Origin of the sequence: Chitinophaga sp. (assembly GCF_039596135.1) — a bacterium.
In the GTDB taxonomy this organism is placed as follows: Bacteria; Bacteroidota; Bacteroidia; order Chitinophagales; family Chitinophagaceae; genus Chitinophaga.
Genome location: NZ_JBCNKH010000078.1, coordinates 1 through 13387, shown reverse-complemented (window position 1 = coordinate 13387; position 13387 = coordinate 1). Strand labels below are relative to the sequence as shown.

The 13387-nt window shown below is 47.2% G+C and carries 10 protein-coding genes; 8 read left to right on the top strand and 2 right to left on the bottom strand.

Annotated features, from left to right (window positions below):
- Positions 1-2: 2 nt before the first annotated feature.
- Positions 3-1904 carry a heavy metal translocating P-type ATPase gene (locus tag ABDW16_RS27075; RefSeq protein ID WP_343674149.1) on the bottom strand — a complete coding sequence of 634 codons (1902 nt, stop codon included), beginning with the start codon at positions 1902-1904 and terminating at the stop codon, positions 3-5.
- Between the two features lie 52 nt (positions 1905-1956).
- On the bottom strand, positions 1957-2724 hold the full coding sequence (locus tag ABDW16_RS27070) for a hypothetical protein (protein WP_343674147.1): 768 nt from the start codon (positions 2722-2724) through the stop codon (positions 1957-1959).
- A gap of 272 nt (positions 2725-2996) precedes the next feature.
- Between ABDW16_RS27070 and ABDW16_RS27065 the strand changes: the two genes are divergently transcribed.
- The 8 genes from ABDW16_RS27065 to ABDW16_RS27030 all read left to right on the top strand — a co-directional run.
- Entirely contained in the window at positions 2997-3581 is a 585-nt protein-coding gene (locus ABDW16_RS27065) for a TetR/AcrR family transcriptional regulator (protein WP_343674145.1), read from the top strand.
- A gap of 51 nt (positions 3582-3632) precedes the next feature.
- The gene (locus ABDW16_RS27060) at positions 3633-4376 is read left to right on the top strand and encodes an SDR family NAD(P)-dependent oxidoreductase (protein WP_343674144.1); all 744 of its coding nucleotides are present in this window, start codon (positions 3633-3635) and stop codon (positions 4374-4376) included.
- 28 nt (positions 4377-4404) lie between these two features.
- Complete coding sequence (locus tag ABDW16_RS27055) at positions 4405-5949, top strand: DHA2 family efflux MFS transporter permease subunit (RefSeq protein WP_343674142.1); 1545 nt, start codon at positions 4405-4407, stop codon at positions 5947-5949.
- A 28-nt stretch (positions 5950-5977) separates the two neighbouring features.
- Positions 5978-6619 (top strand): class I SAM-dependent methyltransferase, encoded by a 642-nt coding sequence (locus ABDW16_RS27050; RefSeq protein ID WP_343674141.1) that lies wholly within the window; start codon positions 5978-5980, stop codon positions 6617-6619.
- Positions 6620-6638: 19 nt separating this feature from the next.
- Positions 6639-7208, top strand: coding sequence for a sigma-70 family RNA polymerase sigma factor (locus ABDW16_RS27045; RefSeq protein WP_343674140.1), 570 nt, complete (start codon positions 6639-6641; stop codon positions 7206-7208).
- Between the two features lie 80 nt (positions 7209-7288).
- Complete coding sequence (locus ABDW16_RS27040; protein WP_343674138.1) at positions 7289-8422, top strand: FecR domain-containing protein; 1134 nt, start codon at positions 7289-7291, stop codon at positions 8420-8422.
- A gap of 229 nt (positions 8423-8651) precedes the next feature.
- Positions 8652-11993 (top strand): SusC/RagA family TonB-linked outer membrane protein, encoded by a 3342-nt coding sequence (locus tag ABDW16_RS27035; RefSeq protein ID WP_343674137.1) that lies wholly within the window; start codon positions 8652-8654, stop codon positions 11991-11993.
- Positions 11994-12025: 32 nt separating this feature from the next.
- Positions 12026-13387: RagB/SusD family nutrient uptake outer membrane protein (locus ABDW16_RS27030; protein WP_343674136.1), on the top strand; the 1362-nt coding region annotated here is incomplete at its 3' end.

The following is a 13387-nucleotide window of genomic DNA, read 5'->3' as shown; positions in this document are numbered from 1 at the left end:
GATCACTTTTCTTTATACACCAATAGCCGCAACGCATTCAGCACCACCACCATGGTAGAACCTTCATGCCCCATCACGGCGGGTCCTATACTCGCAATGCCCAGTAAGGTTAAAGGAATTAAAACAGCTACCATCCCCAAACTGATTACAAGATTCTGTTTGATAATACGGTTCGCCTGCTGACTCAGCGCAATTGCAAACGGAAGTCGCATCAGCTGATCGCCCATCAGCGCAATGTCTGCTGTTTCCAAAGCCACATCTGAACCAGCGGCTCCCATCGCAATACCCACCGTGCTATTAGCCATAGCAGGCGCATCGTTGACCCCGTCGCCCACCATCGCAACTTTATGTTCAGATTCCTTTAGTTTTTTAATGGCGGCTACTTTCTGCTCAGGCAGCAGGTCACCCCATGCATCAGTGAGACCGGTTGCTTTTGCAATAGCGTCAGCTACCAGTTGGTTATCGCCTGAGAGCATGATCATTTTTTTAATACCCACGGCTTTGAGCGCATCAAGTGCCGGTTTGGCTTCAGAACGGGGCACATCCATGACTGTGATCATACCGGCATATTGATTGTCTCTGAGCACCAGCATTGCCGTATGCCCGGCCCTGGATTTTTCGTCCAGCAGCGCAAGTACCTCCGGCGACGCAGTGACCAGCGTTTGATTCCCAATAATAATGTCATGCCCCTGCCATTGTGCTTTGATTCCTTTACCTGTAACAGATTCAGGATTTTCTGCAGGCGGTACATTTGTAAGTTGGGCATCGGCCACAATCGCTTTTGCCAATGGGTGATTGCTCAGGGATTCTACTGCCACAACCATTTCCAGTAGTTCTTCCCTGGTAATGCCGGCAGCAGGAATAATATCTGTCAGTTTCGGTTTACCTTCGGTGAGGGTACCGGTTTTATCAAAAGCAACTGCTTTCAATGTTCCCAGGTCTTCCAGCGGACGCCCTCCTTTCACGAGAATCCCTGCACGGGCAGCACGGGCCACACCACTAAGCACTGCACTGGGTGTAGCGATGGCAAGCGCACATGGACTTGCCGCCACAAGAACCCCCATAGCACGGTAAAAGCTCACGCTGAACGGTTCATCGCGCACCAGGAATGCAAGACATAACAAACCCACGAAAATAATTACAGCAGGTACATAGTATCGCTGCACCTTGTCAGTAAAGCGCTGGGTAGGTGATTGCTGTGATTGCGCTTCGTTGACGAGTTGGATCATTCTTGACAACGTAAAATCTTTGGCTGGTTTGGTAACCCTGATTTCCAACAAGCCACTGCCATTCAAAGTGCCTGCATAAACAGGGCTGTCCACCTGCTTTTCTACCGGCATGCTTTCGCCGGTGACAGCAGCCTGGTTCACAGCGCCCGATCCTTTTGCAATAATACCGTCGGCGGGAATCATGGCATCTGGTTTTACCACGACGATATCGTTTATTTGTAAGGTTTCAATTTTTACTTCCTGCAATTGATCGTCTTTTTTCAGCCAGGCTGTTTTGGGTGCCAGTTTTGCCAAAGCACTGATTGAGTTTTGGGCTTTGTTCATAGCATAATGCTCCAGGGAATGGCCAAGGCTAAAGAGAAAAAGCAATAACGCACCTTCAGCCCAGTCACCTAATATAGCGGCACCTGCAGCAGCGATGATCATGAGAGAGTCAATATCGAAAGCTCCCTCCCGGATATTTTCAATCGCTTCTTTGACGGTGAAAAAACCACCGGCAATGTAAGCTACTATATATAACGATAAAGGGAGTACGGGCGGTATGCCTTTTACAAAAGATAAACCAAAGCCAATCGCCAGCGCAGCACCACAGGTAAGGCTACAGATGATTTCTATGTATTTCTTTACACCATGGTCGTGGTCGTGATCATGATGGTGATGTTCATGTCCGTTCATGGGTTTGAAGATACGAAACAATGAGAAATTGCAGCGGCATTCACCGGCAATTCTATCCTGCAATCAATATCTTGCCACAGCCTGTATACTTTACCCGCTCCACCACCGTATCACTCACCATCGTACCCATCTCCACACCTACGGCTACGACCATACACTCATTATTATTTATTTTCCCGTTACTTAACTGTAGCGTAACCGTAGCCGCCTCCATGGCCTGCTGAGAAGTATGCCACGGGGTAATAAATGATACAGGCGGCTGTTGATGAAGATAATATCCTGCCGCCCCCAAACTGATGATGAACCGGTACATGGGTTGCTGCCAGGGGAGCACCAGGTTAACCCCGGGCTGTAATGCAGGAATGCGTATCACTGCTGTAACGGTATCATGATCCAGCGTGGCGGACAACGGATGCCTGACCACGCTGTCAAACAAATGATTTTTATTCAGGCTAAACCCACTCATCATATGCCCAAAGTCTGAAAAATACACCGTTCGGCTACCCACCTTATTCATATTGTCCTGCATGAGCAGATGCCTGCACAAAGATGTAAACTGAGGTGCCAGGTTCATATCAGCCAAATGTTTTACAGGACTGATCGCCATCCTGACGGACTTCCCCGCCGAAGAACATGTTCCAAATTCATCATTGTTTCGCCGTATCGGCTCACACGAAGGTAGCTTTGCAATCTTCTTTGCGGAGGGGCCGCCATTTTTCCTGAGGATATACCCGTCTGCTTCATCCCTGTTTTTAGGCAGGTAAGCATTCATTCCTTCCAGTTTTCCCTTAAACCGGAGCACAGATTTTAAAATCGCCATATAAGATATGGTTTTGTTGTTAACAAATAATGGTTACTAATAGTACGGTCATAGACCTGTTCCGCAGGTAAACTGTATATAACCCGTAGATATCCCGTATCTCTATAGATACGACTTATCTACGGCTTACCTACGGTTTATATACGGGATATATACGGGATACCCCCATGTTTATGAAGGTATCATACTATGGTCCACCTGAGGCCGCAGTAAAATAAATTTGGAGAATTATACCAATCGGTATATTTTTACATCGTCTTAATCATCAAGATATGAGCAAAGCAGAAAAAACCAGGCAGTATATAGTGGAGAAAACCGCTCCCATTTTCAATATCAAGGGTTTTGCCGGCACCTCGCTCTCAGACATGACCGAGGCCACCGGACTCACCAAAGGCTCCATCTACGGCAACTTTGCCAACAAAGATGAAGTAGCCCTCGCCTGCTTTGACTTCAATTTCAAAAAGATAGTCAGCATCATCGACAGCGCCATAGAAAAGGAAAAGACCTATAGGGGCAAACTCCTGGTCTATACCAAAATCTATGACAACTTCCTGCACGCTCCCTTCCCTACCGGCGGTTGCCCCGTGCTGAACACCGCCGTAGAATCGGATGATACCCACCCGGAACTGAAAGCGAAATCTGCTGCCGCCATCGGAAAATGGAAAGACAAAATCTCAGACATCCTCAACAAAGGCATCGCTATGGGTGAATTCAAGCCCGGGCTTGATATAGAACAAACCGCGCTCACACTCATCGCTACCATCGAAGGAGCTATCATGATCACCAAAGCGACCGGTAAACTCAACTACCGCTCCGCTATCCTGAACTCTATCGAAAACATGATTAACGCACTGTAAATATTTTTTTGCATAATAATATACCGATCGGTATATTCTAAAACAAACAAGATGAACACAAGTAACAATACCGTATTAATCACCGGCGGCAGTGCCGGTATCGGTTTCGAAATCGCGCAGCAATTGAGTGCACAGGGCAACCAGGTCATCATCACAGGTCGTAATGCAGAAAGGCTCAAAGCCGCCGCTGCCCGGTTGAAAAATACCACCGCAATTGTATCTGACGTCACCAGCGAGGATGATGTCAACCATCTCGTATCTCAACTCAATGAGCAATTCCCGCAGCTGAATATCGTGATTAATAATGCCGGCGCCGCATCTTCTCCTTACCGGTTTCTCCCCGGCGCCAATGCTTATGAAAAAGCATCCGCCGAAATGCAGACGAACTATCTCTCTGTTCTTCGCCTGAACGAAAAGCTACTGCCTTTGCTCACGAAACAACAACATGCCGCCATCGTGAACGTATCCAGTATTGTATCTTTTGCACCAGCTATCAATATTCCTGGTTATAGTGTGAGCAAAGCCGCCTTACACGCTTATAGCAGGGTATTACGCCTCACTTTAAAAGACACTCCCGTACGCGTATTTGAACTCATGCCACCATTAGTGAATACGGAGTTTTCAAGAGAAATAGGCGGGGAAAACGGGATACCACCTGCACAAGTGGCCGCTGAGCTCATAGCCGGATTTCAGCATGACCTGTATGAAATACATGTAGGTAATACCGCAGCTATGTACCAACTCTACCTCTCCTCTCCCGAAAACGCACTGCAGGCTATCAACGCCGAAAAATAATTCCTTGCCTTAAACTATACCGATCGGTATGAAGAAAGAAACCATCCTGCTGGTTACCGTCATCGCTGCGGCTGTGATGGAGCTAATCGATACCTCTATCGTAAACGTGGCGCTCTCACACATGAGTGGGAACCTTGGCGCTACGCTGGAAGATACTTCCTGGGTCATCACCGCTTACGCCATCGCGAATGTGATCGTCATTCCCATCACCAGTTTTTTAGTGCTGAAACTGGGAAGAAGGAACTATTATATTGGCTCTGTCATCGCCTTTACGTTTTTCTCTTTTATGTGCGGACAGGCGTCGAACATATGGACCCTCGTGGCTTTCCGTTTCCTGCAGGGCATAGGTGGCGGGGCATTGCTCTCCGTATCGCAGGCCATCGTGTTTGAACTCTTTCCAAAAGAAAAACGGAATGTAGCCAGCGCACTCTTTGGAATCGGGGTATTCGTAGGCCCCACAATCGGCCCTACATTAGGCGGGTATATCACCGAGTTCTACGACTGGCCCTGGATCTTTTATATCAACGTGCCGATCGGTATTACCGTTGCCGTTATCTGCTATATGCTGTTAAAAGAACCGCCCATTAAACAGGAAGCAGGTAAGGTAGACTGGCTGGGAATCTTTCTCCTCGCAATTGGGGTGGGATCTTTACAGACTGTATTGGAAAGAGGGGAAACAGACGATTGGTTCGAAGCAAATTATATCATCCTGCTAAGTGTCATAGCTTTCTTTGGGCTACTACTCTTTATCTGGTGGGAACTCAAAATAAGTAATCCCGTGGTGAACCTGAGAGTATTGAAGAGCAAGAACCTGAGTCTCGCAGCCATACTTACTTTTATTTCAGGCGTCGGGTTATTCAGTTCTGTATTTTTAACACCTGTGTTTGCGCAGCGGTTACTAGGGTTTACACCTACACAAACAGGACTCCTGCTATTACCGGGGGCATTATTAGCCATTGGCGGTTTGATGATTTCGGCTACCCTATTACAAAGAGGCATTTCTCCCATTGTGATGATTACGATCGGTATGTCGCTGTTCGTGCTCTTCAGCTGGCAGATGTCGCATTTAAGTCTGGATGCAAGTGCAGGTATGATTACCACCAGTTTGATATGGCGTGCTGTGGGGCTGGCGGTGGTGACAGTGCCATTAACTACGCTGGCGGTATCGTCGCTGGACCTGCAGGATATACCGCAGGGAGCTGCGCTCAATAATATGATGCGGCAACTGGGAGGTAGTTTTGGGCTGGCGATGGTGAATACCTACCTGACTAACAGAAATGCTGTACACAGAACAGACCTGGTTAGCAATATTACTAATGACAATCCTGAGGCTGTAAAGAGAATTTCAGATTATACCCGGTATTTTATGCAACATGGATACGGGGTATTTGAGGCGAAGCAAAAGGCATGGAAGGCGGTGGATTTTGTGGTTACGAAACAGTCGAACCTGATGAGTTATGATGATGCTTATTGGATGGTGGGATTGGTATTTCTGTTTGCATTGCCATTGTTGTTATTAGCGAGGAAGAAGAAACCGGGAGTGCAGGTAAAGGTAGTGTTGTCAGATCATTGACCAATATGTCTTACATTTATGTTGCATCATGCAACAGACTAAAAACAATTACGACAACGTTGCCTCGCAATATGACTGGCTGAGCAAACTGGTATTTTACCGCTCACTGGAAAATGCGCAGGTGAGTTTATTGAAATATATTCCGGCCGGTAGCCAGGTCCTTATTGTGGGCGGGGGTACCGGCTGGATTCTGGAAAGACTGGCGCAACTACACCATCATGGCTTGTCAATTACCTACGTGGAAATTTCGGGGAACATGATTACCCTGTCCAGGAAAAGAGATGTAAAAGAGAATACCGTTCATTTTGTTAACCTGCCTATAGAAGAGTTTACCCCAGACCACGACTACGAGGTCATCATCACTCCTTTCTTATTTGACAATTTTGCCCCTGAACGGGCACAACCCGTCTTCTGGCAGTTACATACTGCGTTGAAAAAAAGCGGTTTATGGCTATTTGCAGATTTCTATTATGACAAGGAAAAAAGCCGCTGGTGGCATAAGTTACTGTTAAAAACCATGTACTCCTTTTTCAGATTGCTGTGTAATGTAGAAGCAAAGTCCCTGTTTAACATGGCTACCTGTTTTGAGGCGGGGAAATACGAGGTACTTCATCAACGTTTCTTCTATTTTGGCTTCATTCAGTCAATTGCTTATAGAAAACCGGTATAATTATTATTTTAGTCCCCAAATGTACGCAGCCGAATACTCTATCTTACTCCGTGTAGCCAGTGGTGATCAAAAGGCCTTTCGTATGCTGTTCGATCAATATTGGGATGGCATGTATGCCAATGCGTTGCATTTTACAAAATCCCCCGAACTGGCGCAGGACCTGGCACAGGAAATCTTCACAAAAGTGTGGCTGATGCGGGACAAGCTCCCTGAAATTGAACGTTTTGACGCCTGGCTGTACCGGGTAGCGAAAAATATGATCCTGGATGAAATGCGCCGGTTACAACAAAGCCCGGATTACGCAGAATTTATGGACGCCTATTTCCTGGCCGGCGACCAGGATGCACATCAACCTACTACTACAAAAGACATTGAGAAACAACTACATGCTGCGATAGCGCAATTGCCGGCGCAAATGCAAACCGCATTCAGACTAAGCAGGTTTGAAGGGCTTACCCATGAGCAGATTGCGCAGAAAATGAACATCTCGAAAGTAACATCACAGAATTACATCGCCCGGTCACTGGTGGCGATTAAAAAATACATGGCAGAGTTGGGGATATTCTTATTAATGATGCTAAAGCATTAATTTTTAATTCATTGCAACTTTTCTGAAAAAAATTTTCTCACCGACGGATTACCCCGTCTCTTTTTTTCGTCTTTATACATATGAAGGAGTTATTGGAAAAATTCTTGTCCGACAGCATGACCAAAGAAGAGCAAGACGAGTTCCGCGCTTTACTTGCCCGCGAAGACCTGCGTGCAGAGTGGGCTGTGTACATTGAAAAGATCCTGGCAGAGAAACGATATCACGATGCGCCTGTAGCTGACCGTGATGCGATCTTCCAGCAAATGATGTCCAAATCACCCATTTATCCATATCCTGGACCAACTTTGCACAGGTACCGCTGGTGGGCCGCTGCGGCGGTCTTCCTGCTCCTGTTGGGGGCAGGCACCTTATGGCTGCGTACCCCTGCGCCCAAAAAAGAAATGGCTGCTATCGATGTAGCCCCCGGCACAACCAAAGCCCTGCTCACGCTTGCGAACGGGCAGGTGGTACCATTGGACAGTGCCGGCTCGCAATCCTGGCAGCAGGGGAATACCCATATCAGCCAATCCGGCGGTTTGCTGGCCTATTCCCAGCATGGTAATGACGATGCAGTCAATTTCAATACCCTGACTACTCCCCGCGGAGGCACTTTCAGGGTAACCCTGCCCGATGGCAGTAGTGTATGGCTGAATGCCGCCTCCTCGCTGCGGTACCCGACTGCCTTTAAAGGGGCTGAGCGCCTGGTGGAAGTACAGGGGGAAGCTTATTTTGAGATTGCACAAAACGCACAACAACCTTTTAAAGTAAAAATCAACAACCAAACCACCATCGTGGTACTCGGAACGAGTTTTAACGTAAATGCCTATGCCAATGAAAGTACCATCGCAACTACCTTGTTAACCGGCGCCATTCGTATGCTGCACCGGGATGAACAGGTTACACTGCATCCCGGTCAGCAGGCGCGAACCAGTGCAACAACTATTGAAACAATCCAACATATAGATACCACCCAGGTGCTGGCCTGGAAAAACGGCCTTTTCGACTTCCATAACGCCACCCTACCGGAAGTAATGAGACAACTGGCCAGATGGTATGATATAGACGTCGTATACGCAGGAAATATACCAACCATCACCTTTGATGGAAAGATGGACAAACATTTACAATTATCTCAAATCATCAAAATCTTTTCGTACATGAAGTTGAATTGCCGCCTTGAAGGGAATAAACGGCTGGTGGTACTGCCGCAATAGTTTTCTTAGAGAATTTATTTTTATCAGGTGCCCTGGAATAAGATTCCGGGGGTGGACAGCTTATGCCTGAAAAACACCACGAACCAAGACTTTTAATATGCCATCCATACCTAAAAAAAACCGCCACGGACGGCAATCCGTAGCGGTATAAACCGGTATGGCCTTTCAATACTGAATGTATCCCGACTAAAAGAAACATTTCATTAATCAACCAAACCTATTCAAATTTATGCAATTCGTTGCTTATTATGAAGCCCTGCGTGAACCAGGGCCCTGGACCAAAATCATTCGCACAATGCGATTCATTGCCTACTTCCTGTTCGTATGCTGCCTGCATGTCAGCGCCAAAAGCGTTTCTCAGTCCATTACTTTCACTGGTCGCAACGTACCTATGAAAACAGTACTGGACGCTATCGAAAAGCAAACCGGCTACGTCTGCTTCTCCAACGGCAGTGTACTCGCACATGCCAAACCAGTGAATGTGGATGCTAAACATCTTGACCTCCCTGCTTTCCTGGACCTGGTACTCCGCGACCAGCCACTGGAATACACCATTGAGAGCAAGACGATCATCATCCGGGGAAAAACGCCGCTGCCCTACTCCATCCCGGTGATGGAAGCACAGCCCCCGACTATCAAAATTACAGGGATCATTACCGACGATAAAGGCGTACCCCTGCCCGGTGTATCAGTAAGGGTAAAAAACAGCAAAGATGGTACTGTCACCGATGCGCATGGCCTGTATTCACTCGAAAACGTGGATGAAAATGCCCTGCTCGTTTTTACCTTTATCGGTTATACCACACAGGAAATTCCCGTAAGAGGAAAACGGATTATCTCCATCAGTCTCACCCCCGCTTTGAACAAACTGGATGAGACGGTAGTACAGGCATATGGTTCTACCTCCAAACGTTACAACACCGGTAATATTGACAAGGTCACTGCCGAGGAACTCATGCTTCAACCCGTAGAAAACCCGCTGGCAGCACTGGAAGGCAGGGTGCCCGGTATGATCGTGACACAAAGTTCCGGTATACCGGGGTCCACTTTCAAAGTTGAAATCAGGGGCCGCATGGCTTTTGATAAAAACCTCTCTGACGACCAACCCCTCTTTATTGTAGATGGCGTGCCCATGGCTGCCAACAACAGTAAGATCAATAAACTCACCTCTGCTGCAGGCGTGCTGCTAAACTCTGGTATCAGCCCCTTTAACAGTATCAATATGAACGATATTGCGAGCATTGAAGTACTGAAAGATGCAGATGCAACCGCCATCTATGGTAGCCGTGGTGCAAATGGCGTGGTGATGATCACCACCAAAAGAGGGAAACCAGGAAAAACCAGGCTGGATGCAAGTCTGAGTCATGGCATCAGCAAGGTGACCCGCACTGTACCCATGATGAATACCCAGGAATACCTGCAGATGCGTCGTGAAGCATTCATCAACTCCAACACTGCCATGACGACTGCAAATGCCTACGATCTGCTTGCTTACGATACAACCCGGTATACCGACCTGACAAAACTCTTCATTGGCAATACCGCTACGTCTACCGATGCACAGGCTTCTGTAGCAGGAGGTACCATCAATACCCAATACCTGGTGGGTACGGGTTATCATTACCAGACCACTGTATATCCAGGCAATAGCCATGAACAAAGAGGTTCTATGCACTTTGGTATTACCAACCGCTCTGACGACAAACGGTTCAACCTGAACTTTAGCGGTGGTTATTCTGTAGACCAGGATAATATTCCTGCTACGGACCTCGCCTCCGTAATGCAGTTGCCGCCTAACTTCCAGATCTATGATTCATTGGGGAACTATGCATGGAATGAAGGCGGAATTACATCGAAAGATAATCCACTGGCTTCTGTGTTAAAGCAAAATTACCGGATCACCACCAGCAACCTGCAGGGCAACCTCCTGCTGGGTTATAGAATCCTGCCCAATTTAGAACTTCGTTCCAGCATGGGTTACAACAGCACCATTGCCGATGAACAAAAGAAAATGCCACGTGCGGCACAGAACCCGGCCAAGGGTACAGCTACCGGCACTTTGCAGTTAGGCAATAATCAATTCAAGAGCTGGATTGTAGAGCCACAGGTTGAATACAATACCCATATATCGAAAGGTAAACTCACCTTACTGGGAGGCGCCACTTTCAATGCCACGAAGAATAACAGTTTAATGGTCATTGCAACTGGTTATACCAGCGATGAACTACTGGGTACACTGGCTGCTGCTGGTACCAATAACGTTACTACTACCAATACCAATAATGATTACCGCTACCAGGCATTCTTTGCAAGGGCCAATTACAATTATGACAACAGGTACCTGGTCAACTTTACAGGCAGAAGAGACGGCTCCAGTCGTTTCGGGCCACAATACCGGTTTTCGAATTTCGGATCAGCAGCAGGTGCGTGGTTGTTTACGAATGAACCCTTCTTTCCAAAACAGGCGGTGCTGAGTTATGGTAAAATCAGGGCCAGCTACGGGGTGACAGGGAATGATAAGATCGGGGATTACAAATACCTGGATAGCTGGAAAGCAACGAGCAGTAACTATACTGATTCTGCCGCCCTCTACCCTACCATTTTGTATAACCCTGACCTGCACTGGGAAAAGAATATCAAGACAGAAGTGGCGATGGAACTGGGTTTCCTGAAAGATAAGCTACTGGCTACAGTAGCCCTGTACCGCAACCTGTCTTCTGATCCGCTGGTGGGGTATCCGTTACCGTATGCAACAGGCTTTTCGACGATTACGGCAAACCTGAACGGGGTATTGATTGAGAACAGGGGGATTGAAATATCTGTGAATACGACGAATGTGCAAACGAAAACATTTAGCTGGAATACTTATCTGAATGTAACGATTCCGCAGAACAGGCTGGTGAAGTATCCGAACCTGGCTACTTCTACGTATGCGAGCCAGTATAAGCTGGGCGAGTCACTGAATTTGATTTATAGTGGTGATTATACCGGTCTTGATTCCAATGGTTTGTATAGCATCAGGGATGTAAATAAAGATGGACTGGGGAATTCCAGTGATTACAGCGTGCATGGAAAAACGGACCAGCGGTTGTATGGCGGGTTGTCCAATACCCTTACTTACAAAGGGTTTCAGCTGGACTTCCTGTTTCAGTTTGTAAAACAAACGGGCATGAATTTCAGGTCGAATGGATTGTATAACCCGCCTGGTACCATGTATAATCAACCTAAGTTATTGCTGGATCACTGGCAGAAACCGGGGGATCAAAGTGCGAACCAGAAGTATACATTGTCTGCAGGGTCGATTACTGGAACGAGTGGGTATTATGCGATGATGTTTTCTAACTACAGGTATAGTGATGCTTCTTATATCCGGTTAAAGAATGTGTCGCTGGCATATACCATTCCACAGGAGGTGATTAAACGGTTGCACATTGTGTCTTGCAGGGTATATGTGCAGGCACAGAACCTGCTCACGATTACGGGTTATAAGGGCGGTGATCCGGAAACACAGAACTATTTATATATGCCGCCGTTGAGAACGATAGTGGGTGGCATACAGTTGAATCTTTGAGCATTTAAATTAATCAATTAAACTTCTAAAGAATGTTACGCCGATATATATTACTGATCGCCATTACCCTGACTGGTTGCACCAAATTTGTAGAAGTAGCGGAGCCAATAGACCAGATTCCTTCAGATGTGGTATTTGATGACGACACCAAGGCTGCATCTGCATTAAGAGGTTTGTACAGTGTAATGATTGCTGCACTCTACTCGCCATTTGGCGGCAGCCTGAGCGTGTGCCCGGGATTAGCAGCCGATGAACTGATCACCACCTCTACCCTGGTAGATTTTACCGACTTCCAGAATAATGTGATCAGCACTTCGAATGGCAAGAATAACTCCGGCCTGTGGGGCAATTTATACACCACCATTTACCAGGCAAATGCAGTACTGAAAGGTATTGAAAATTCGCCCAATGTAACACCCGCAGCCAAACTGTGGATTGGCGGGGAAGCACGCTTTTGCCGCGCATTGTATTACTTCTACCTGGTGAACATGTATGGACCGGTGCCCATGCCATTGACGACTGATTATACTACAAATACTTACCTGCACCGCACCTCCATAGATTCTGTGTATAATTTAATCATTGCTGATCTCCAAAACGCACAGGCGAACCTGGGCGATAACTATACCGCTACCGGCAATAGATTGAGACCGAATAAGTGGGCTGCGACTGCATTACTGGCCCGTGTGTACCTGTATCGCCAGCAATGGCAGGCAGCAATTGAGCAATCTACGGCTGTAATCAATTCAGGCTTTTATGCATTAGAGCCACTGAACAATGTATTCCTCAATGCTGGCAGGGAGAATATTTTACAACTCGCATCGGCCGGTACAAACCTTTATACATGGGATGCCTATGTATTTGTAAGTCTCAAGGCACATCTCGCCTCTTCCTCGCTCCTGAACAGCTTTGAAGCAGGTGATAACAGGAAAACCAGCTGGCTCACAAAGGTGACGATCAGTAATACCACTTACTACGCCCCTTATAAGTATAAAGTATCGACTGGTACCGGCACGTCGAGAACAGAGAATACCACCCTATTAAGATTAGGGGAACAATACCTGATCCGTGCCGAAGCCTATGCCAATGCAGGCAATATCTCATCTGCCAGGTCTGATTTAGATTCAATCAGGAAAAGGGCTGGCCTGCCCCTCATGACGGAAGATATTACGCAACAGGCCCTGCTGGACACTATTCTTCACGAAAGAAGAATCGAGCTGTTCTCAGAACTGGGGCACAGATGGTTCGATGTAAAAAGAAGCGGGAAAGCAGATGCCATCTTTGGTGCAGTAAAGACCGGCTGCCTCGTCGTGTCGCAGCACGGGCTGCAGCTCCCATTGCAGGTTGTGGCCGACGTATTGCCGGATCCAGTCGTTGAGCGGCCGCCACGCGTC

Bases quoted from the DNA above. Each gene is read 5' to 3' on its own strand.
- ABDW16_RS27060 (WP_343674144.1), top strand. From the start codon at position 3,633: ATGAACACAAGTAACAATACCGTATTAATCACCGGCGGCAGTGCCGGT.
- ABDW16_RS27055 (WP_343674142.1), top strand. From the start codon at position 4,405: ATGAAGAAAGAAACCATCCTGCTGGTTACCGTCATCGCTGCGGCTGTG.
- ABDW16_RS27040 (WP_343674138.1), top strand. From the start codon at position 7,289: ATGAAGGAGTTATTGGAAAAATTCTTGTCCGACAGCATGACCAAAGAA.
- ABDW16_RS27045 (WP_343674140.1), top strand. From the start codon at position 6,639: ATGTACGCAGCCGAATACTCTATCTTACTCCGTGTAGCCAGTGGTGAT.
- ABDW16_RS27075 (WP_343674149.1), bottom strand. From the start codon at position 1,904: ATGAACGGACATGAACATCACCATCATGATCACGACCACGACCATGGT.
- ABDW16_RS27065 (WP_343674145.1), top strand. From the start codon at position 2,997: ATGAGCAAAGCAGAAAAAACCAGGCAGTATATAGTGGAGAAAACCGCT.
- ABDW16_RS27035 (WP_343674137.1), top strand. From the start codon at position 8,652: ATGCAATTCGTTGCTTATTATGAAGCCCTGCGTGAACCAGGGCCCTGG.
- ABDW16_RS27070 (WP_343674147.1), bottom strand. From the start codon at position 2,724: ATGGCGATTTTAAAATCTGTGCTCCGGTTTAAGGGAAAACTGGAAGGA.
- ABDW16_RS27050 (WP_343674141.1), top strand. From the start codon at position 5,978: ATGCAACAGACTAAAAACAATTACGACAACGTTGCCTCGCAATATGAC.